The organism is Paractinoplanes globisporus DSM 43857, from assembly GCF_000379645.1.
Lineage (GTDB): Bacteria > Actinomycetota > Actinomycetes > Mycobacteriales > Micromonosporaceae > Actinoplanes > Actinoplanes globisporus.
In genome coordinates this window covers 26,752-47,142 of the sequence record NZ_KB903306.1, presented here as the reverse complement: position 1 = coordinate 47,142, position 20,391 = coordinate 26,752, and the positions used below count along the sequence as shown (strand labels likewise).

The 20,391-nt window shown below is 70.5% G+C and carries 22 protein-coding genes; 10 read left to right on the top strand and 12 right to left on the bottom strand.

All coding sequences use genetic code 11. The annotated features are described in order from the left end of the window. Window positions 1-218 precede the first annotated feature (218 nt). The 4 genes from phoH2 to A3CQ_RS0120445 all read left to right on the top strand — a co-directional run bounded on the left by phoH2 (window position 219) and on the right by A3CQ_RS0120445 (window position 4,169). Window positions 219-1,610: an RNA 5'-3' helicase PhoH2 gene (gene phoH2, locus A3CQ_RS0120460; protein WP_026205942.1), complete on the top strand. Its 1,392-nt coding sequence runs from the start codon at window positions 219-221 to the stop codon at window positions 1,608-1,610. Window positions 1,611-1,892: 282 nt separating this feature from the next. Next, window positions 1,893-2,600 carry an aggregation-promoting factor C-terminal-like domain-containing protein gene (locus A3CQ_RS0120455; RefSeq protein WP_026205941.1) on the top strand — a complete coding sequence of 236 codons (708 nt, stop codon included), beginning with the start codon at window positions 1,893-1,895 and terminating at the stop codon, window positions 2,598-2,600. Between the two features lie 81 nt (window positions 2,601-2,681). Continuing rightward, window positions 2,682-3,467, top strand: a complete 786-nt coding sequence (locus A3CQ_RS0120450; RefSeq protein WP_020512815.1) for a S1 family peptidase — start codon at window positions 2,682-2,684, stop codon at window positions 3,465-3,467. Between the two features lie 39 nt (window positions 3,468-3,506). Beyond that, window positions 3,507-4,169 (top strand): rhomboid family intramembrane serine protease, encoded by a 663-nt coding sequence (locus A3CQ_RS0120445; RefSeq protein ID WP_020512814.1) that lies wholly within the window; start codon window positions 3,507-3,509, stop codon window positions 4,167-4,169. Here the strand turns inward: A3CQ_RS0120445 and A3CQ_RS53505 are convergent. The 3 genes from A3CQ_RS53505 to glpX all read right to left on the bottom strand — a co-directional run bounded on the left by A3CQ_RS53505 (window position 4,166) and on the right by glpX (window position 6,526). Beyond that, the gene (locus tag A3CQ_RS53505) at window positions 4,166-4,585 is read right to left on the bottom strand and encodes a MarR family winged helix-turn-helix transcriptional regulator (protein WP_020512813.1); all 420 of its coding nucleotides are present in this window, start codon (window positions 4,583-4,585) and stop codon (window positions 4,166-4,168) included. The two genes, A3CQ_RS0120445 and A3CQ_RS53505, sit on opposite strands and share 4 nt — an antisense overlap. Next, window positions 4,555-5,418 carry an LLM class flavin-dependent oxidoreductase gene (locus A3CQ_RS0120435; protein WP_020512812.1) on the bottom strand — a complete coding sequence of 288 codons (864 nt, stop codon included), beginning with the start codon at window positions 5,416-5,418 and terminating at the stop codon, window positions 4,555-4,557. Before A3CQ_RS0120435 ends, A3CQ_RS53505 begins: the two co-directional genes overlap by 31 nt. A gap of 64 nt (window positions 5,419-5,482) precedes the next feature. Continuing rightward, window positions 5,483-6,526: a class II fructose-bisphosphatase gene (gene glpX, locus A3CQ_RS53500; RefSeq protein ID WP_020512811.1), complete on the bottom strand. Its 1,044-nt coding sequence runs from the start codon at window positions 6,524-6,526 to the stop codon at window positions 5,483-5,485. A 100-nt stretch (window positions 6,527-6,626) separates the two neighbouring features. On the opposite strand from glpX, the gene A3CQ_RS0120425 reads away from it, so the two are divergent. Together A3CQ_RS0120425 and A3CQ_RS0120420 are read left to right on the top strand one after the other, a co-directional pair. Continuing rightward, complete coding sequence (locus A3CQ_RS0120425) at window positions 6,627-7,286, top strand: DUF4245 domain-containing protein (protein WP_245577286.1); 660 nt, start codon at window positions 6,627-6,629, stop codon at window positions 7,284-7,286. Window positions 7,287-7,309: 23 nt separating this feature from the next. Continuing rightward, a complete protein-coding gene (locus A3CQ_RS0120420; protein WP_026205940.1) occupies window positions 7,310-8,146 on the top strand; it encodes a hypothetical protein in 837 nt (278 codons plus the stop codon). Here the strand turns inward: A3CQ_RS0120420 and A3CQ_RS0120415 are convergent. The 4 genes from A3CQ_RS0120415 to A3CQ_RS53495 are packed head-to-tail and all read right to left on the bottom strand — an operon-like array spanning window position 8,143 to window position 10,684. Continuing rightward, a complete protein-coding gene (locus A3CQ_RS0120415; RefSeq protein WP_020512808.1) occupies window positions 8,143-8,349 on the bottom strand; it encodes an exodeoxyribonuclease VII small subunit in 207 nt (68 codons plus the stop codon). The genes A3CQ_RS0120420 and A3CQ_RS0120415 overlap by 4 nt on opposite strands. Then, on the bottom strand, window positions 8,346-9,575 hold the full coding sequence (xseA, locus tag A3CQ_RS0120410; RefSeq protein WP_020512807.1) for an exodeoxyribonuclease VII large subunit: 1,230 nt from the start codon (window positions 9,573-9,575) through the stop codon (window positions 8,346-8,348). Before xseA ends, A3CQ_RS0120415 begins: the two co-directional genes overlap by 4 nt. Before the next feature lie 9 nt (window positions 9,576-9,584). Beyond that, a complete protein-coding gene (locus A3CQ_RS0120405) occupies window positions 9,585-10,124 on the bottom strand; it encodes a hypothetical protein (RefSeq protein ID WP_020512806.1) in 540 nt (179 codons plus the stop codon). Window positions 10,125-10,174: 50 nt separating this feature from the next. After that, the gene (locus A3CQ_RS53495) at window positions 10,175-10,684 is read right to left on the bottom strand and encodes a hypothetical protein (protein ID WP_020512805.1); all 510 of its coding nucleotides are present in this window, start codon (window positions 10,682-10,684) and stop codon (window positions 10,175-10,177) included. A 54-nt stretch (window positions 10,685-10,738) separates the two neighbouring features. On the opposite strand from A3CQ_RS53495, the gene A3CQ_RS0120395 reads away from it, so the two are divergent. Continuing rightward, a complete protein-coding gene (locus A3CQ_RS0120395) occupies window positions 10,739-11,713 on the top strand; it encodes a 4-hydroxy-3-methylbut-2-enyl diphosphate reductase (protein ID WP_026205939.1) in 975 nt (324 codons plus the stop codon). Here A3CQ_RS0120395 and A3CQ_RS0120390 read toward each other — a convergent pair. Next, window positions 11,692-12,828, bottom strand: coding sequence for a DNA recombination protein RmuC (locus tag A3CQ_RS0120390; RefSeq protein ID WP_020512803.1), 1,137 nt, complete (start codon window positions 12,826-12,828; stop codon window positions 11,692-11,694). The genes A3CQ_RS0120395 and A3CQ_RS0120390 overlap by 22 nt on opposite strands. A gap of 54 nt (window positions 12,829-12,882) precedes the next feature. Here A3CQ_RS0120390 and A3CQ_RS0120385 point away from each other — a divergent pair, with 54 nt between their 5' ends. From A3CQ_RS0120385 to A3CQ_RS0120375, 3 genes are all read left to right on the top strand, one after another. Continuing rightward, complete coding sequence (locus A3CQ_RS0120385) at window positions 12,883-13,650, top strand: hypothetical protein (RefSeq protein ID WP_020512802.1); 768 nt, start codon at window positions 12,883-12,885, stop codon at window positions 13,648-13,650. 391 nt (window positions 13,651-14,041) lie between these two features. Beyond that, window positions 14,042-14,590 (top strand): winged helix-turn-helix domain-containing protein, encoded by a 549-nt coding sequence (locus A3CQ_RS0120380; RefSeq protein WP_026205938.1) that lies wholly within the window; start codon window positions 14,042-14,044, stop codon window positions 14,588-14,590. After that, entirely contained in the window at window positions 14,515-15,123 is a 609-nt protein-coding gene (locus A3CQ_RS0120375; RefSeq protein ID WP_157296110.1) for a transposase, read from the top strand. The genes A3CQ_RS0120380 and A3CQ_RS0120375 overlap by 76 nt, the downstream gene beginning before the upstream one ends. A 13-nt stretch (window positions 15,124-15,136) precedes the next feature. On the opposite strand, the gene A3CQ_RS0120370 is transcribed toward A3CQ_RS0120375, so the two are convergent. The 4 genes from A3CQ_RS0120370 to A3CQ_RS0120355 form a co-directional block, all read right to left on the bottom strand. Continuing rightward, window positions 15,137-15,679, bottom strand: coding sequence for a hypothetical protein (locus A3CQ_RS0120370; protein WP_020512799.1), 543 nt, complete (start codon window positions 15,677-15,679; stop codon window positions 15,137-15,139). A 62-nt stretch (window positions 15,680-15,741) separates the two neighbouring features. Next, window positions 15,742-18,285 carry a valine--tRNA ligase gene (gene valS, locus A3CQ_RS0120365; protein ID WP_026205937.1) on the bottom strand — a complete coding sequence of 848 codons (2,544 nt, stop codon included), beginning with the start codon at window positions 18,283-18,285 and terminating at the stop codon, window positions 15,742-15,744. A gap of 42 nt (window positions 18,286-18,327) precedes the next feature. After that, window positions 18,328-18,825 carry a methylated-DNA--[protein]-cysteine S-methyltransferase gene (locus A3CQ_RS0120360; protein WP_020512797.1) on the bottom strand — a complete coding sequence of 166 codons (498 nt, stop codon included), beginning with the start codon at window positions 18,823-18,825 and terminating at the stop codon, window positions 18,328-18,330. Window positions 18,826-18,919: 94 nt separating this feature from the next. Beyond that, the gene (locus tag A3CQ_RS0120355) at window positions 18,920-20,380 is read right to left on the bottom strand and encodes an AlkA N-terminal domain-containing protein (RefSeq protein ID WP_020512796.1); all 1,461 of its coding nucleotides are present in this window, start codon (window positions 20,378-20,380) and stop codon (window positions 18,920-18,922) included. Window positions 20,381-20,391: the final 11 nt, after the last annotated feature.

The window sequence follows — 20,391 nt, the reverse complement described above, 5'->3', positions numbered from 1 at the left end:
CTGAGAAATTGCCGTGAGCCGGGTTTTGCGTACTACCGCCTGAGCGAGTTGACCGCTAGCGTTCTAGACATGACACGGGGTCATCCCGAGTCAGCCGGACGGCCCGGACCTGCGACAAGTGCGCCACGGGGCCCCGCAATCCGACCCCGTGCAACAGCCGGCCGCCGGAGGTGCGGACCGCGGGCGTCGACGGGTTGCACGCCCGCTGGAGCAGGCCTGTGACACCACGCCGTTCTGACGCCGAGGGCACCCCATCCAGCACCCGCGCCACAACGCGACGCACATCCCGCGATCGCCACGCTGACGCCGAACCGGCCCCGACGGGCCGTGTTTTTGTGTTGGACACCTCGGTCCTGCTGTCCGACCCGGCGGCCTTCCGCCGGTTCACCGATCACGAGGTGGTCATCCCGCTCGTGGTCATCACGGAGTTGGAGGGCAAGCGTCACCACCCGGAGCTGGGCTGGTTCGCGCGGCAGTCGCTGCGCATGCTGGACGAGCTGCGCATCAAGTTCGGGCGGCTCGATCAACCGGTGCTCTGCAACGACGAGGGGGGCACCCTTCGGGTGGAGCTCAACCACGCCGATCAGAGTGTGCTCCCGCACGGTTTCCGCAATGACTCGAACGACACCCGCATCCTGTCCGTGGCGCTCGGCCTGGCCGCCGAGGGCCGCGACGTCACGCTGGTCAGCAAGGACATGCCGCTGCGGGTCAAGGCGGCGTCGGTCGGTCTCACGGCCGACGAGTACCGCCACGGCCAGGCCAGCGACCCGACGTGGACCGGCATGGCCGACCTCAAGCTGTCCGAGGAGCAGGTCTCGGCTCTCTACGGCGGCGAGGAACTGGAGCTCGAGGAGGCCGAGCACCTGCCCTGCCACACCGGCCTGGTGATCCACTCTCCGCGCGGCTCGGCGCTGGGCCGGGTCAACCCCGACAAGACGGTACGCCTGGTGCGCGGCGACCGGGAGGCGTTCGGCATCCGTGGCCGCTCCGCCGAGCAGCGGGTCGCGCTCGATCTGTTGCTGGACGAGACGATCGGCATCGTCTCGCTGGGCGGCCGGGCCGGAACCGGCAAGTCGGCGCTGGCGCTCTGCGCGGGCCTGGAAGCGACCATGGAACGCGGCCGCCACAAGAAGGTGATCGTCTTCCGCCCGCTGTACGCGGTCGGCGGCCAGGAACTGGGCTATCTGCCCGGCACCGAGGCCGAGAAGATGTCGCCCTGGGCGCAGGCCGTCTTCGACACCCTCGGCGCGCTGGTCCACCAGAACGTCGTGGAGGAGGTCATGGCCCGCGGGATGCTCGAGGTGCTTCCGCTCACCCACATCCGGGGCCGTAGCCTGCACGACGCCTACGTGATCGTCGACGAGGCCCAGTCGCTCGAACGCAACGTGCTGCTCACCGTGCTCTCCCGCATCGGGCAGGGGTCGCGGGTGATCCTTACCCACGACGTCGCCCAGCGGGACAACCTGCGGGTCGGCCGGCACGACGGCGTGACGGCGGTGATCGAGGCGCTGAAGGGGCATCCGATCTTCGCGCATGTGACCTTGACGCGTTCCGAGCGGTCACCGATCGCCGAGGTGGTCACCGACCTGCTGGAGGAGATCCCTCTCTGAGGTGACCCCTGGCCGGGCGAACTTTCGACCGGTTTACGCGTAAATTTAGTGTGAGCAACATCACAAGAGTGCGTCGGCATTTCACATCCACTTCACGTTGCGCAATGGTGTTCGGCGAGCGCCATCGCGTGGTCATCTTCGTCGGAGATCGACGTCGGGCCACCGCCCCGATCGATGCAGACCGGGGTGTCGGCCCGAGTGGTCGCGGTGCTCGCGGCACGGCCAACCGCCGTCATGGTGGCCGGACGTGCCGCGTCCCTGCCCCCGACGAAGGGATACTTCGTGAGTCGGCCTTGGAGCCGGGTCGGAGTACGTTCCGCGTCGGTCGGTCTGCTGGTGGCGGGCCTGATCGGCGGCGTGTACCTCGGCAAGGACCGCGTGGTCCAGGCGCCACAGCACCATTCCGAAGCGTCGAACGTCGTCCAGGTGGATGTCGACGACATGCAGCTGCTCAAGCAGCGTCAGGGCCAGCACGCCGCCGCCCGTGCGTACCAGCGCGCGGCCGAGAGTGACGCCGCCGCGAAGGCCGCCACCGAGGCGCGGACCGCAGCCGGCAAGGCGCACGAGCTCGAGACGAAGGCGATCGCGGCCAAGAAGGCGGCCGCCGATGCCGCCGCCAAGAAGAAGGCCGAGGAGAGCGGCGGACCGGTCGAGTACAACGGACCGATCCCCACCTCCTGCAACGAGTACACGGGCAGCCGGAAGACCGGATGCGCGCTGATGCTCGACGCCGGCTTCGGGATCGACCAGTTCCCCTGCCTCGACAAGCTGTTCAAGAGGGAGAGCGGTTGGAACTACCGCGCCTCGAACAGCAGCTCCGGGGCGTACGGGATCCCGCAGGCCCTGCCCGGCAGCAAGATGGCGAAATTCGGCGACGACTGGAAGACCAACCCGGCCACGCAGATCAAGTGGGGTCTGGACTACATCGAGGGCCGCTACAACACGCCCTGCGGTGCCTGGTCCCATTCGGAAAGCACGGGCTGGTACTGACGCTTCTAAAGTAGACGAACTTGACAAAACGGGCCGCGCGGCGATACCGCGCGGCCCGTTTCATTGTGATCAAATGTCTACATGGTCCGAAATGCCGCGCTCATCCTCATTGGTGTCATCGCGAGCGTGGCGGCGGTCTCCGACGTGCCGGCCCGCGCGGTCGACACCCCCCGGCCGGTGCGTGAGGTCGTCGGCGGCGTCATCGCCCCGCCCGGCAAGTTTCCCTGGATGGTGCGGCTCTCGATGGGCTGCGGCGGCGCGCTGACCGCGCCCAGGGTCGTCCTCACCGCGGGGCACTGCGTCGACGGCACCGGCCCGAACAAGGGCATCAAGGTGGTCGCCGGGACGGTCGACCTCAAGTCGCCCAAGGCCCTCACCGCCAGCTCCGTCGAGGTGATCCGGGCGTCCGGCTTCCGCGACGAGACCCGCGGCGACGACTGGGCCGTGATCCGGCTCGACCACCCCCTCGACCTGCCCACGCTGCCACTGGTCAAGACCGCGGACGAGCGCGGCGACTTCGTGGTGATGGGCTGGGGCCAGACCCGGGAGGACTCGATGAAGCAGGAGCGGCGGCTGCACTACGCGACCGTCCCCACCGTCCCCGACGACAAGTGCGCGGCCGAGTATCAGAGGGCCGGGGTCAAACTCGTCGCCTCCGAGTCGATCTGCGCGGGGAAGCGCGGCGTCGACACCTGCCAGGGCGACTCGGGCGGACCCATGGTCGGCCGGGACGCCCACGGCGACTGGGTGCAGGTCGGCATCGTGAGCTGGGGGCTCGGCTGCGCCCGGGACGGCTATCCGGGCGTCTACACCCAGATCTCCTCGTTCCGCGACGACATTCGCAAGGCGACCCGTAAACTCGGCTGAGCGTGGCAGCGGTTGCCGTCGCCTGGAACCATGGGAACCATGAGTTACGGCGGCGCGGACACTCAGTCAGACCCGACCAAGTTCGGCACCGAGGCGTTCTATGCCTCGCTCGGCCGGGCGTTCGTGACCATGTGCGCCGTCATCCCGTTCCTGTTTCTCGTCGAGGTCATCGACCGCGCCATCGGGAGGGGTCAGCTCGACGTGGCCGGCGGGATCATCCCGCACCACCTGTCCGGGCTCGACGGGGTGTTGTTCAGCCCGTTCCTGCACGCGGGCTGGGACCACCTGTACGGCAACGCCGTACCGCTGATCCTGGTGGGGACGTTCGCCCTGGCCGGCGGCGGGCGGCGGTTCATCTGGTCGACGTTCGTGATCATGCTGGTCAGTGGGCTGGGCGTCTGGTTCGTCGGCGACCCCAACAGCGTGGTCGTCGGCGCCAGCGGGGTGATTTTCGGGTATCTCGGACTGCTGCTGACCCGGGGGCTCGTCGAGCGCAGCTGGTGGAACCTCGGGGTGGCCGCGTTCATCGGGCTGCTGTACTGGTACCAGCTCTACAACATCCTGCCGACCGACCAGCCGATCTCCTGGCAGGGCCACCTGCTCGGGCTGCTCGGGGGTGTGCTGGCGGCGATCCTGTTCCGGCGCAAGCGGGTCAAGCCGGCGGCCGCCGTCTACACACCCACCCTCCACGACCTGCCCTAGGACTCCTCCGATGTGGACGCCTCCAGCAGTCGCCGCAGCAGGCGTTTGAGATCCCGGCCGTCCTCCTCGGTCAGCAGGGCGCGCTCGGTCTCCTGGTAGAGCCGGTTTCCCTCGGCCTGGGTCTTCTGACCCAGGGCGGTCAGGTGGACCAGGTTGCGGCGGCGGTCCTTCGGGTCCGAGCGGCGTTCCACCAGGCCCTTCCGCTCCAGGGCATCGACCAGGTCGACCATCGTGGTGCGGTCCACGTTCAGCTTGGCCGCCGCCTGTTGTTGCGCCAGGGCCGGGCCCGCGCCGAGCACGGTCAGCACCGCCAGCTCGCGGCCGTTGATGCCCAGCGGGCCGAGGCTCTCGGCGGTGCGGGCGGCCAGCGCCATCTGTGCGTGTTTCAGCAGGTATCCGAGGCGGTCGTCAAGCACTCTCTCATCCTTGGGAGCAGGGCCGCGACGTCGGTGACGCGGGTGAGGCCGCCGCCGCGAGGCATGAGGATCAGATCGGTGAAGCCTGCTCGGGCGAAGGCCTCGGTGGCCTTGAGGATCTCATCATCGCTGTCCGGGACCGGGAACTGAACACCGCGCCGGAGGGTTCCGGGGTCGCGCCCGACGGCCGCGCAGTGCTGATCCAGGACCGTCATCAGCCGGGTCAGGTCGCCGGGCTCGGTGGCGAAGGTCGCCGTCAGCCAGCCCGTCGCCTGCTCGGCCACCACTCGCATCCCCCGGCGCTCGCCGTTGCTCGCCAGCCACAGGGGGAGTGGGCGCTGCACCGGCTTCGGGTCAGAGGGGACATCGGTGAGGCGGTAGTGCGTGCCGGCGAAGGTCGCGGTGGGCCGGTCGCCGAGCAGCCGCAGGATCTGGGCCGCCTCGTCCAGGCGCTCCACCCGCTCTCGTGGCGTCGTCTCGGGGAGGCCGATCGCGGGGTCGACATCCGGGTCGCCACCGGCGCCCAGGCCGAGGTCGAGGCGTCCGCCGCTGAGGTGGTCGACGGTGGCGGCCATCTTCGCCAGCAGCGCGGGGTGCCGGTACAGGTTGCTGCTGACCAGGGTGCCGAGGCGGACCCGGGTGGTCGCCTCGGCCATGGCGGCCAGAATGGTCCAGGCCTCGAAGATGTCGCCGGTGCGGTCGCGGCCCATGGGCCGGAGGTGGTCGAAGACCCAGCAGCTGTCGAAGCCCAGTTCATCGACCTGCCGCCACAGCTGCCGGTACTCGTCGATCGTGAAGTGTTGTTGCGAGGCCTTCCAGCCGATTGTCGTCATACCGTCAGTTTAGATGATCGTCAGCAGAGCTGACTATCCGCGCGACGGAGGATAGGCGCCGGGGTCAGATGACCGGGTCGCCGTCGCCGAGGGGGACGGTGGGGAGGTGGCCGTCGAAGTCGACCGCCGAGTAGAGGGCGAGCTTCTCCAACCGGTGGTACGAATCGATCACCCGGATGGTGCCGCTCTTGGAGCGCATGACGATCGACTGGGTGTGTGCGCCGCCCGAGCGGTACCGGACGCCCTTGAGCAGGTCGCCCGACGTCACGCCGGTGGCCACGAAGAAGCAGTTGTCGCCGGTCACCAGGTCGTCCGTGGTCAGCACGCGGTCCAGGTCGTGACCGCCGGCCAGCGCCTTCTCACGCTCGGCGTCGTCCCGTGGCCAGAGTTTCGCCTGGATCATGCCGCCCAGACATTTCAGGGCGCAGGCCGCGGTGATTCCCTCGGGGGTGCCGCCGATGCCCATCAGGACGTCCACGTCGGACTCCGCCCGCGCCGCCGAGATCGCGCCCGCGATGTCGCCGTCCGAGATGAACTTGATGTTGGCGCCCGCCTGCCGGACCTCCTCCACCAGGTGGGCGTGCCGGGGCCGGTCGAGGATGCAGACGGTGACGTCGGAGACCGAGGAGCGCTTGGCCCGGGCGATGCGGCGCAGGTTCTCGGCCGTCGGCACGTTGATGTCGATGACGTCGGCGCAGTCCGGGCCTACGGCGATCTTCTCCATGTAGAAGACGGCGCTCGGGTCGAACATCGCGCCGCGCTCGGCCACCGCCAGCACCGCGATCGAGCCGGGCATGCCCTTGCTCATCAGCGTGGTGCCGTCGATGGGGTCGACCGCCACGTCCACCTCGGGGCCGGTGCCGTCGCCCACCTGCTCCCCGTTGAAGAGCATCGGGGCTTCGTCCTTCTCACCCTCACCGATGACCACGGTGCCGCGCATCTGGATCGAGTTGATCAGCTTGCGCATGGCGTCGACGGCGGCGCCGTCCCCGCCGTTCTTGTCTCCTCTGCCCACCCATCGGCCTGCGGCCATGGCCGCGGCCTCGGTGACGCGGACCAGGTCGAGAGCGATGTTGCGGTCGAGATCCTGCGGAAACCGGGCAGGCATGGAGCGCCTCCTCGCGACGTTGCGGGGCTGGTGGTCCCACGATCCTCACATGGGCGGACGCGCAAAGTCCCGCATCAGCGACATGGTTAACAATGGGTGAGTGGAACCTGCGCCGCGCACCGACCCCCAGCCCGCTTCGGACGCCGTCGACGACACCGCTGCGCCGGGCGGCGGTGCTCCGGGCGACGGTGCTCCGGGCGTACGGGAAAAGGATGCCCTGCCCACCGATGAGGTTCCGCCGCGGCTCGGTCGCCGGGAGGAACGGTCGCCGCGGGACATGACGCTGTCGCTGGCCATCTTGATCGTGCCGATCGCGCTGCTTCTGATCTTCTATCGGACGGTGCTGAGCGGGGACGCGCCGATCACGGTCGATGCGGCGCCGACCATCCAGGAGGCGCGGCAGGCGGGGGTGTTCGCCGTGGTCGAGCCGCGCGGGCTGGGCGGCGACTGGCACACGGCGAGCGCGACCTTCAAGCGGGAGGCCAACGGGGCGACGCTGCGGATCGGGTACGTCGACCCGGACAAGGACCCGGTCCAGCTCGTGGAGAGCAACGTGCCGTCCGCGACGCTGCTGCCGGGGGAGCTGGGCAGCGACGCCAAGGCGCTCGGCAACTACCGCACGCCGGCCGGGGTGTGGCGGGTCTACGACGGGCGACCGGGGGAGACGGCGCTCGTCCTGGCCGATCCGGCACGGACGGTCGTGGTGGTCGGCAAGACCGGCATGGACAACCTGGAGACCCTCGCGTCTTCGCTTGGTTAGACGATCATCTAAGCTGCCCGGCCATGAAGAATCTACGGGGAGCTATCGTCTCGGTCGCGGTGGCCGGCCTGCTGGGCCTGGCGGCCGGCGGCTGCGCTGGAACGACCACCGACAAGGGCGGCGACGCGAAGGCGCCGGCCGACCCCAAGGCGGCGCTCGCCGCCTCCACCAAGGAACTGGCGAACGGCAACTTCGCCTTCACGGCGGCCATGCCCGACGGCAAGGCCGCGGGCGCGGTGCACCTGCCCAGCAAGAGCGCCACCTTCGCCATGGAGACCACCGGACCGGAGGCCATGAAGGTCGAGTTCGTGCTGGCCGGCCCGGACCGCTGGGTGCGGATGACCATGGACACCACGGAGCTAGAGACGTTGCTCGGCGGCAACGGCTCGGGGGCGGTGCCGCCGGAGGTCAAGGAGGCGCTGGCGCTGTTCAGCGGCAAGACCTGGTTCCACGTCGACGCCACCAAGGTCAAGAAGGACAGCAACCTCGACATCGACCTGACCGACCCCGACCTCACCGGGGCGAGCGGGCTGCTGCAGGCCGTCACCGACGTGCAGGGCGACGCGCACACGATCACCGGCAAGGTCGACGCGACCAAGTCCACGGCGACCGACGGCTTCCTGGACAGCGACACCGTCAAGGAAATGGGCGCGGGCGCCACGGCGCTGCCGTTCACCGCCACCCTCGACGACCAGGGACGCCTCACCAAGCTGGTGCTGGATGCGCCGAAGGCGGGCGACACCCCGGCCGGCAAGTGGACGATCGACGTCACCGGTTACGGCCAGCAGGTGGCCAAGACCAAGCCGTCCGGCGCCGTCACCGAGATGCCGGCCAGCGGTTACGAGAGCCTCAACGGCTAATCGCTCTCGGCTCGCGCGGCCCGGGCGGCGTCGATGCGCTCCCGGGCCCCGTCGAGCCAGTTCTGGCAGATGTCGGCCAGTTTCTCGCCGCGCTCCCACAGCGCCAGCGATTCCTCCAGCGAGCTGCCGCCCTGCTCGAGCCGCTCCACCACGGTCGCCAGCTCGGTGCGGGCCTGCTCGTAGGACAGGCTCTCGTCGGTCATTCGCCCTCCGTAACCGTCGCCCGCAGCTCGCCCTCGGCGAGCCGCAGCCGCACGACGTCGTCGTTTTTCACCTCGGTGGCCGCACGGACCACGTGGCCGTCGGCGCGTTGCACGATCGCGTAGCCCCGCTGCAGGGTCGCCGCCGGGGACAGCGCGCGCAGCCGGGCCAGGGTGTGCCGCAGGTCGTCGTCGGCGCGGCGCAGGCGGTGCTCGAGGCTGCGGACCGTGCGCTCGCGCAGCGCCGTCACGTCGGCCGCTCGCTGCTCGACCAGCAGCTCGGGGCGGGCCAGCGACGGGCGGGACCGCCAGGCGGCGAGGCGGTGCTCCTCGCGCTCGATCAGCGTCAGCACCGACCGCTCGATGCGGCGGCGGGCGATGTCGATCAGCTGCCGTTCCTCGGCCAGGTCGGGCACGATGCGCTTGGCCGCGTCGGTCGGGGTGGAGGCGCGCAGGTCGGCCACGTAGTCGAGCAGCGGCGCGTCGGTCTCGTGGCCGATGGCGCTGACCACCGGGGTGCGGGCGGCGAAGACCGCACGGCAGAGCGCCTCGTCGGAGAAGGGCAGCAGATCTTCCACGCTGCCGCCGCCGCGGGCGATCACGATGACGTCGATGGTGTCGTCGTTGTCGAGGACCTTGAGCGCGTCGATGATCTGCGGGACCGCGGTGGGGCCCTGGACCGGTACGTTGATCACCCGGAAGTCGACGGCGGGCCAGCGACGACGCGTATTCATCAGCACGTCGCGCTCGGCGGCGCTGGCCCGGCCGGTGATCAGGCCGATGCGGTGGGGCAGGAACGGCAGCCGGCGCTTGCGCTCGCGGGCGAACAGGCCCTCGGCGCCGAGCAACTTTTTCAGCTTTTCCAGCCGGGCGAGCAGCTCACCCAGGCCGACCTGGCGGATCTCGTCGGCCCGCAGGCTGAGGGTGCCGCGGGCCGGATAGAACTCCGGCTTGGCGTGCAGCGTGACCCGGGCGCCCTCGGCGAGCTCGGGAGCGCCGGCGTCGAGCACGTCGCGGTGGGCGGTGACGGTAAGGCTGAGGTCCGCCGAGGGGTCGCGCAGGGTCAGGAACACCACGGACGAGCCGGGGCGCCGGCTGATCTGGGCGACCTGGCCGTCGACCCAGACCCAGCCGAGCTTGGCGATCCAGGCGCCGACCTTCTGACTGACGACGCGCACCGGCCACGGCTCGTCGGCGGTGCTCTTCGGCGGCGGCTCGGGCTCACTCACCCGGCCAGACTACGGAAGACCTCCGACATTCTCGTCGTCCGCTACCTCGGCCCGCTGCTCGGCGTGCCCGGCGCGCTCGGGCGGGTGACCCGCCCCGGGCCGCGGCGCCGGGCTCACCAGCGTGATCACGAAGAGCGGGATCAGGCCCACGCCGGCCCAGAAGACCAGGTCGGCGACCAGGCGCCAGGGATCGACGTGCCCGCCGGCCAGGAAGGCGAACGGGTAGCCGTGCGGGTTTGCGTAGCCGGAGAGGCGGCAGCAGACGGCGGCCGAGGTGCGCGGAATCGCCGTGATCAGCAGGCCGAGCGCGGCCACCGCGGCGCCGATCAGGTAGGCGATCGGCCGCGGGCGCCGATGCATCGGGCGGAAGGCGATCAGCACCAGCCCGCCGGCGAACAGCATCGCCTGGAAGATCGTGTAGTGCGCGTCCCCGAAGCCCATGAACAGGCCGAGCGCGCCGAGAGCCGCGCAGCACCAGCCGATCAGCAACCGCAGCATGATCAGAACCGAGGCCAGCGGTCCTTGATCCTCTGGCTCGGCGTCGCGCATGCGACCGAGTATCGCGGTAAAGCCGCCCCGACGGGGCGAATCGGGGGTTGTTACGCCCGGCGGCGCCGTGCCAGCTCGGCGATCACCACCAACATCATTCCCGCGTACGCCCAGAAGAGCAGGCTGGTGCCGAGCGAGACGAGATCGACCGTCCAGTGGGCGGCGCGGGCGAGACGCTCGGCATCCACCGGGTTGTCGGCCACCGCGTACCGCTGCACCCAGGTGAACGGGAAACCGCGCTCGATCACGTACGCGTAGGAACCGGCGCGCTCGTTGTCGACGGCCAGGCCGGCCGCCGTGCCCGCGATCGCCACCATGGTCATCACGATCGTCGCGATCAGCCGCGGCAGCCGGATCCGGTGCGGCATGAGCAGCACCAGGCCGGCGGCGGCGAAGACGACGCCGACCGTGAGATCGAGCACGGCGGTCGGGCCGTGCGTCGTGAACAGGATCCAGGTCAGGCCGCCGACCAGGGACAACGCCCCCAGCAGCCAGCGGGCCAGGCGGCCGGCAGCGGCCCAGCGCGTGGTCTTCTCATCGATCGCGGTCGTGTCCGTCACCGCACGAGTATTGCTCAGACCTCGTCGCGGGAGACCGCCACGTACCATTGCCGGGTGACCGAACCTCGTAAGCGTGTGTTGCTGGCCAAGCCCCGCGGCTACTGCGCCGGCGTCGACCGGGCGGTGCAGACCGTCGAGGAAGCGCTGAAGCTGTACGGCGCCCCGGTCTACGTACGCAAGCAGATCGTGCACAACAAGCATGTCGTGAGCACCCTCGAGGCCCGCGGCGCGATCTTCGTGGAGGAGAACGAGGAGGTCCCCGAGGGGTCCACCGTCGTCTTCTCGGCGCACGGCGTCGCGCCCGAGGTGCACGAGCAGGCCCGCGAGCGCAACCTCAAGGCGATCGACGCGACCTGCCCGCTGGTGACGAAGGTGCATCACGAGGCCAAGCGGTTCGCGGCCGACGACTACGACATCCTGCTCATCGGCCACGAGGGCCACGAGGAGGTCATCGGCACCTCCGGCGAGGCCCCGGCGCACATCCAGCTGGTCGACGGCCCCGACGCGGTCGACAAGGTCGTCGTGCGCGACCCGTCGAAGGTCGTCTGGCTCTCGCAGACCACGCTCTCGGTCGACGAGACGATGGAGACTGTCTCCCGGCTCAAGACCCGGCTGCCGCTGCTGCAGTCGCCGCCGAGCGACGACATCTGCTACGCCACGCAGAACCGCCAGCACGTGGTGAAGGAGATCGCCCCGTCCTGCGACGTCGTGATCGTCGTCGGCTCGAAGAACTCGTCGAACTCCGTGCGCCTCGTCGAGGTGGCGGTGGACGCCGGCGCCCGCGCGGGTTACCTGGTCGACTACGCCTCCGAGATCCAGGACGAGTGGCTCACCGACGCGACGACGGTCGGTGTCTCCTCCGGCGCGAGCGTGCCGGAAGACCTGGTCATGGACGTGCTGTCCCATCTGGCGTCGCGCGGCTTCGGCGAGGTCACCGAGTACACGACCGCCGAGGAGCGCCTCACCTTCTCGCTGCCGCAGGAGCTGCGCCGCGACATGAAGGCCGCTCAGCTGAGCTCGGGCGCCTGAGGCTGCCGGGGAGCGATCTCGACCTGGGGTGGGGTGGGCATCTCCTCGCGGGAAACCCCCATCTCGGCGAGCTTGCGGGCGCTGACCAGCACCCGCGATTCCAAGGAGCCAACCGCTTTGTTGTACGCGGTGACGGCGCCCCCTAACGACGTGCCCAGCTTGCCGACGTGGTCACCGAGCGTGGCCAGCCGGGCATAGAGCTCGCGGGCCAGCGCATGCACCTCCAGCGCGTTACTGGCCAGCTCCTCCTGGCGCCATGAGTACGCGACCGTACGCAGCATCGCGACCAGCGTGGCCGGCGTGGCCAGCACCACGTTGCGCCGGAACGCGTGCTCCATCAGCGTCGGGTCGTGCTGCAGGGCGGCGTCGAGAAACGGGTCGGCCGGGACGAACAGCACCACGAAGTCGGGGGAGGGCTCGAACGCCGTCCAGTACTCCTTGGCCGACAGCGCGTCGACGTGCCCGCGCAGGTGGCGGGCGTGCTGCTCGAGGCAGGCCTCGCGGGTGCGCTCGTCGCGGGCCTCGGCGGCGGCCAGGTAACCCTCGAGCGGCGCCTTGGCGTCGACGACCACGCTGCGGCCGCCGTGCAGGCGCACCACCAGGTCGGGGCGGACGACCCCCTGCCGGTCGCTCACGGCGGTGACCTGCTCGGCGAAGTCGCAGTGCTCCAGCAGGCCGGCCGCCTCGACCACCCGGCGCAGCTGGTGCTCGCCCCAGCGACCCCGCACCTGCGGCGCGCGCAACGCCGCCACCAGCTGTTTCGTCTCGGTGCGCAGCTCGCCGGAGACCGCACCCATCTGCCGGACCTGCTCCCGGAGCTCGGCATAGGCGTCCACCCGCTCGCGTTCCAGCCCGGCGACGCGCAGCTCGTAACGGCGCAGCATGTCGTGCAGCGGGGCGACCGCGATAGCCACCGCCTCCTGCGACTGGGCGGCCGACTCGTAGGACAAGGCGCGCATCGACTGCTCGAGCCGATCCTCCCCGTCGCGGTGGGCCTGCACCGTGGCCTCGAGCCGGGCGATGTCGGCCGCCGCCCGCAGCCGGGCCGCCAGCCAGCCGAGGGCGGCGCCGGCCGCCAGACAGAGCAGCACCACGAACAGCGTCGAGACGGTCACAACGGGCAGATTGCCAGATCGGTATGACAAGACTCGCGAGGGTACCGTTGAGACATGAGCGTGTTGCTGATCCTGGCCATCGTCATCGTCGTCCTTCTGGTGGTCATGCTCGCGCGTCGCAACAGCGCGGGAAACCAGCAGACGCAGTTGGAAGACGCCCGCGCCGACGCCCAGAGGTGGTACGAGCGCCTCGGCGGCCAGCTGATGAACCTGCACGGCGACGACGCCGCCGCCCGGCAGGCCCTGTCCGACGCCGGCGAGCGATACAACGCGGCCGGCGGCCAGCTTCAGCAGGCCAAGACCGTGCGGCAGTTCGAGCTGGCCCGCGAGTCGGCGCTCGAGGGCCTCAACTACGTCCGGGCCGCCCGCGTGGCGATGGGCATCGACCCGGGCCCCGACCTGCCGCCGCTGGCCACCGCGCGGGGCGCCGGCCATCTGACCACCGAGCGCGAGGTCACCGTGCAGGGCCAGCACTACAAGGCGGGCCCGACCCCCGGCTCCGACACGCCGTACTACTACCCCGGCGGCCGCGTCCAGGGCCGTCCGGTGCCGGCGGGGTGGTATTCGACTCCCGTGTGGAAGACAGCGCTCGGCGCCGGCGCCGGCGCACTCGGCGGCCTGCTGATCTTCGACGCCCTGTTCTCGCCCGGCTTCGGCGACATGGGCTACGGCGACGGCTTCCAGGACGGCTACCAGGACGCCGCGCAAGACTTCGGCGGCAACGACGGCGGCGACAACGGCGGCTTCGACGGCGGCGGCCAGGACTTCGGCGGCTTCGACGGCGGCGACTTCGGCGGCGGCGACTTCGGCGGCGACTTCTAGACACCCTCGGGCGGCAAGGTCCGCGCCCAGGCGCGCGATGGCCCGGGCCGCTGCATGGTTGCGGCGGGTGCGGCCCGTCACAGTGCGCGATGGACGGCACCCAGGGCGGCGATGGGTCTCGCCGTTCGCCCGCTGCGGGACGGTGATGAATGTGCATGCGCACGTGTTCACCACACATTCGTCGTCATCATTGTTCGCCAGCTGTCGCTGAACGTTGCGCCGAAAGCGTCCGATACGCACACCAAGCCCTCAAGCTAGCCCGCATCCCCGCCACCCACCTGGCCGGGCGGCACGGCGTGCGACCACGCAACTGCCCGGCCATGGCAGCCCAAGCTGGCCACCCGCCAGCCGTGGTGGCCGTGCGCATGGGTGAGCAGAGCAGCGCGTATAGGTGAGCAGAGCAGCGCGTATAGGTGGCGTTGACCAGGCGGAACGGGCGCGACGAGAGCGGGTACGGGAGCAAGCTGCGCAGATGTTCGCCGACGGTACGTCGGCGGTCGAGGTCGCCGGGCTGCTCGAGGTATCCACGAAATCGGCGTACCAGTGGCAGCGTGTCTGGGTCGCCGGCGGGGTGCAGGCCCTGGTCTCGCGGGGTCCGGCCGGGCCCGCTCCAAAGCTCGATGATGCCCAGTTGGCCCGGCTCAAGGCTCGGTTGGAGCTGGGGCCGGCCGCGGCCGGCTACGGTGAGGATCAGCGCTGGACCTTGGCCCGGATCGTGGCGTTGATTGCGACGATGTTCCATATCCGGGTCGGGATCACCGCGGCGTGGGAAGCGATGCGCCGGCTCGGCTACACCCCGCAGCTACCGATCCACCGCGCGATCGAGCGGGACGAGGCCGCGATCGCGCACTGGCGCCGTTATCAGTGGCCGGCGGTAAAAGAGTCGCCGCCCGCACGTCCGCCTGGATCTGCTTCGCCGACGAATGCGGCCAGACGCTAAGAGCGCACAAGGCCACCACCTGGGCACCCAAAGGCGAAACACCGGTCGTGAAAGTGACCGCGAAAGGCACCGTACGGGTGTCGGTCGCCGGGCTGTGCTGCTACCGGCCCGGCCACCGTTCCCGGCTGATCTACCGCACCCTGCTCTACCGCGGCCGTAAAGGCGAACCCAAGGGTTTCCGGGAGCCGGAGCTGATCCGGCTGCTGGACGCCGCCCACCAGCAACTGCAAGCGCCGATCGTGCTGGTCTGGGACGGCCTGTCCACCCACAAGACCCCCGCGATCCGGACCGCGATCGCCGCCCGGCCCTGGCAACGCGTCTACCAGCTACCCGCCTACGCCCCCGAGCTCAACCCGGTCGAGAAGGTCTGGTCGACGATGAAAAGCAGCCTCGCCAACCTCGCTGTCCGCACTGCCGGCGAGCTCGCCGCCGTCGTGAAGAACCGCCTCAAACGCATCCGATACCGCACCCGACTGATCGACGGCTACTTCACCGGAACAGGTCTATCTCCACCCTCACCGACCAGACCTTGATCACGAAAGGTCTCTAGACCGGCGGCATGTGCTTTGCCAGCTCTCGGCGCAGGGCGCGCGGGCCCGGCCACACCTCGGTCAGGTCGGCGGTGAAGGCCGGGCCGGCGGCGGTCTCGGTCATGGCCGGGCCGCCGGGGCCCTCGCCCTGCACAGGGTGCACGCGGTCGAGGTCGACCGGGGTGACCTCGAGGATCGCCCGGATGCCCTGCCGGCGTACAACTACGCCGGCGATGTCCGGCCAGGCCAGCAGGATCGGGTCGCTGTCCTGGGCGGCCACCTCGAGGCCGCCTGACGACACCCGGATCCAGGTCTTCAGCGCGCCCCGGGTCGACCAGGCGTAGAGGCCGGCCGCCACGGCGCTGATCGCGGCGGCCTGCAGCCCGGTCTGCCACCACGGGTTGCCGGTGCCACCGGCCATCAGCGCGACGATCGGCGACACCAGGCCGAACGAGATCATCAGGAGCGCGAAGACGGCGATGAACGTCCGCCAGGGCGAGGACCGGAACAGCACGGCGTCGGCGGCGGGCGCCTGCACCTGCTCGGGCGCGATCGACATGCCCTTCATGCTGCCCGTTCGTGAGCGCCCGGGACCGGTGTTTGGCCGGTCCCGGGCAACCCTCAGAACGCGCAGGCGATCACCAGCTCGGGCGTGCGGTCGGGCAGGCGGTCGAGCTTGGTTATCCGGCCGGCCGCCTTGAGGTCGTTCTCGATCAGGGCGAGCCGGTCGAGCAGCGCCGCCGGGCCGAGCGCCTCGGCCAGCGGCACCTCGGCCTTCATCGACAGCTTCCGGTCGGACTTGGCCCGGCGGACCTGCCGCAGCGCCTCGCCGGCCAGGTCGAGCAGGTCGGCGTCACCCTCGGGCGCGACCCGGGTCAGCTCGTACCGTGTCGGCCAGGTCGAGCGGTGGACCGAGCCGTACCGCCACCACGACCAGACTTCCTCGGTCACGTACGGCAGGAACGGCGCGAACAACCGCAGCAGCACCGACAGGCCGGAGGCGAGCGCGGCGCGGGCCGAGTCGGCGGCCGGGCCCTCCGCGTACGCCCGCTCCTTGACCAGCTCGATGTAGTCGTCGCAGAACGTCCAGAAGAACGCCTCGGTGACCTGCAACGCCTCGGTGTGGTCGTACCGCTCGAACGCCTCGCCGGCCGCGGTGACGACCCCGGCCAGCCGGGTCAGCATCGCCAGGTCGAGCGGCTCGGTCACCGGCTGCCGCAGCGCCGTGCCCGCGCCCAGGCCGAGCGCGAACTTCGACGCGTTGAGCAGCTTGGTCGCGAGCCGCCGGCCGACCTTGATCTGGGCCGGGTCGAAGGCCAGGTCGGCGCCGGGTCGGCCGTTCGACGCCCAGTAGCGGACCGCGTCCGAGCCGTTCGCCTCGAGCAGGTCGATCGGGGTGACGACGTTGCCCTTGGATTTCGACATCTTCTTGCGGTCGGGGTCGAGGATCCAGCCGGAGAGGATCGCGTTCTGCCAGGGCAGGACGTCACTTTCCAGCTCGGCGCGCAGGACCGTGGTGAACAGCCAGGTGCGGATGATCTCGTGGGCCTGCGGGCGGTGGTCCATCGGGAAGACCCGCCGGAAGAGGTCCTCGTCGTCATGCCAGCCGCCGATGATCTGCGGCGTGAGCGACGACGTGGCCCAGGTGTCCATGACGTCGGGGTCGCCGGTGAAGCCGCCCGGAACGTCGCGCTGAGACTCGTCGAAGCCGGGCGGACACTCCGAGGAAGGGTCAACCGGCAGTGCTGATTCGTCCGGTATGAGAAGCTGGCTGTAGTCCGGTTCGCCAGCGTTGTCGAGCCGGTACCACACCGGGATGGGCACGCCGAAGAACCGTTGCCGGCTGATCAGCCAGTCCCCGGTGAGGCCGTTGACCCAGTGCTCGTACCGGTGCCGCATGTGCTCGGGGTACCAGTGCAGCTCCCGGCCCCGGGCCAGCATCTTCTCCCGCAGCTCCGGCTCGCGGCCGCCGTTGCGAATGAACCACTGCCGGCTCGTGACGATCTCGAGCGGCGAGTCGCCCTTCTCGTAGAACTTGACCGGGTGGGTGATCGGGATGGGCTCGCCGATCAGGTCGTCCGCCTCGCGCAGCAGCCGGACGATCTCGCGGCGGGCCGCGTTGACCGTCAGACCGGCGAACGGCTCGTACGACGCGGCGGGGACGCCGGGTGGCCGGTCGGGCAGGAAACGGCCGTCGCGGCCGAGCACGACCCGGGTCTCCAGCCGCAGGTCACGCCACCAGGTGACGTCGGTCAGGTCGCCGAAGGTGCAGACCATCGCGATGCCGGTGCCCTTGTCGGGCGCCGCGAGCTGGTGCTCGTAGACCGGGACCTGGACGCCGAACAGCGGCGTATGGACCGTTTTGCCGATCAGGTGCTGATAGCGCTCGTCGCCCGGGTGGAAGACCAGCGCGACGCAGGCCGGCAGCAGTTCCGGCCGGGTCGTGTCGATCTCGACCGGCCCGTCCGGGCCGTGGAAACGCAGTTTGTGGTACGCGCCGGGGCGTTCCCGATCCTCCAGCTCGGCCTGGGCGACCGCCGTGCGGAAGCCGACGTCCCACAGCGTCGGGGCCTCGGCCGTGTACGCCTCGCCGCGCGCGACGTTGTTGAGGAAGGCCCGCTGCGAGACGGCCCGGGCGCGAGCCCCGATCGTCGTGTACGTCAGTCCCCAGTCGACGGACAGCCCGAGCGTGCGCCACAGCGCCTCGAACGCCTTCTCGTCCTCCTCGGTGACGCTCGCGCACAGCTCGACGAAGTTGCGCCGGGAGATCGAGATCGTCTCCTTGCCGACCGTGGCCGGCGGCTGCCACGCCGGGTCGTGCGGCAGCGAGGGGTCGCAGCGGACGCCGTAGCGGTTCTGGACCCGGCGCTCGGTGGGCAGGCCGTTGTCGTCCCAGCCCATCGGGTAGAAGACGGTCTTGCCGCGCATGCGCTGGAACCGCGCGACGATGTCGGTGTGGGTGTACGAGAAGACGTGCCCCATGTGCAGCTCGCCCGATACGGTCGGCGGAGGTGTGTCGATCGCGTATACATCCGCGCGCTCCTTCGAGCGGTCGAACGTATACGTACCCTCCTCCTGCCAGCGGCGCGACCATTTCTCCTCGAGCCCGTCCAGCGACGGCCGCTCGGGGAGACCGGCGCGCGCGGTCATTCCCGTATCAGTCATGCGCAGAATGCTACGGCGGACCGCGCGCGGGGTCCCGTCAATTCACTCCGCCTCGTAGTCCAACAGCCACTGCTTCACCGGCGTGCCCCACCGGTAGCCGCCGAGCGAGCCGTCGAGCCGGAGTACCCGGTGGCAGGGGGTGTACAGCGCCACCGGGTTGCGGGCGCAGGCCGTCGCCGCCGCCCGGACCGCCGCCGGCCGGCCCGCAAGCTCGGCGAACTGCGTGTAGGTCACCGGGTGTCCCGGCTTGATCTCGCGCATGACCTGCCAGGCGTGCGCCATGAACGAGCCGTCGGTGCGCTGCTCGACCGGCACGGCGCCGAGCGCGGCCCGGTCACCGTCGAAATAGGAGCGGGTCTGCGCCGCGACCGGGCCCACGTCGTCGACCGGTGTCGCCTGCTCTCGCAACCGCGGATGAATCAACGGGAGAAGCTCGTCGATCTCGGTGGTGAAGCCGGCAGCGCGCACGGCGCCCGTCTCACCCACCACGATCGTGAGCGGGCCGGCGGGGGTCTCGATCGTCTGGTATTTCAACATCATTTCCTCCAGGGGTTGGCACACAGCCTGGCCCGTCGCGGGCGCCCGCGGGCGACTTTTTCGGGGCCTGTGGATAAGGGGCCTGTGGATAACTGGTTCAGGAGGCTCGCCACAGGCGGATCAACGCGTACGACCGCCATGGCCGCCACCGCTCGGCGTGCTGCTCGAGGGCCTTCGGGGTCGACGGCAGGCCAAGCGCGGCCGCACCGCGCCGCACGGCGAGATCGGTCGGCAGGAACACGTCCGGGTCCCCGATCGCGCGCATCGCCACATATCCGGCGGTCCACGCGCCGATCCCGGGCAGCTCCATCAGCCGCGCCATCGACTCCTCGCGGTCGGCGCCCGGCTCCAGGTCGATCTTCCCGTCCGCCACCGCCTCGGCCAGCCGGCGGACCGTCTCGCGGCGCGCCACCGGCATGCCGAACGCCAAGTCCGGCAGGTCGGCCACCGTCCGCGCGGCCGGGAATCCCACCAGGGCTGTGCCGCTACCCAAGCCTGGACCATCAGTCGGCGGAGCGCCGTCGAAGCCGCCGGCCGCGCGGATCATCCGGGTCAGGGTCGTCCGGGCGCCCGCCACGCTGACCTGCTGTCCGACGATCGCGCGCACGGCCATCTCGAAGCCGTCGACCGCGCGTGGCACTCGTACGCCCGGCTCGTTCTTGATGGCGTCGCGGAGGGCGACGTCGGCACCCAGCGTGGCATCGACGGCGTCGGGGTCCGCATCGAGGTCGAAGAGCCGGCGGCAGCGGGCGACGGCCGGTGCGAGATCGCGCACGTCGCTGAGCCGCAGCGTCGCGGAAACCCACCGGTCGGCCGGGGTGAGCGCGACCGTCGCGCTTCCGTGTGGCAGAACCAGACCTCGGCGGTACGTGGTACCCGATCGCTCTTCCACGCCGGGCAGTGCGCGCTGTTCGAGGAAGTCGAGCAGGGAAGCGATGTGCAGAGGCGACCGGTACGCGAGCCGGATGCTGATCGTTCCGGCCTCGGCCTTGCGGACCGGGCGCCGTTCGCGAAGCTGGCCGGGCGCCTGCGCGTACACCTCTTGGATGGTGTCGTTGAACTGGCGCACGCTGCCGAAGCCCGAGGCGAACGCGATCTCGGCGAGGCCGAGGTCGGTGGTCTCGATGAGGATGCGCGCGGTCTGCGCGCGCTGGACCCGGGCCAGCGCCAACGGGCCGGCGCCGAGCTCCGCGGTGAGCATGCGATTGAGGTGACGCTCGGTGTAGCCGAGGCGGCTCGCGAGGCCCGGCACGCCCTCCCGGTCGACGACGCCGTCGCCGATCAGCCGCATCGCGCGGCCCACCAGGTCGGCCCGCACGTCCCACTCGGGGGAGCCGGGCGCGGCGTCCGGCCGGCAGCGCTTGCAGGCGCGGAAGCCGGCGCGCTGGGCGGCGGCCGCGGAGGGGAAGAACGTGACGTTCTCCCGTTTCGGTGTCATGGCCGGGCAGGACGGCCGGCAATAGATGCCCGTGCTGGTCACGGCGGTGTAGAACCAGCCATCGAACCGCTGGTCCCGGCTGTCCACGGCGCGGTAACACCGTTCGAAGTCCAGTTCCATGGGTTCGAGTC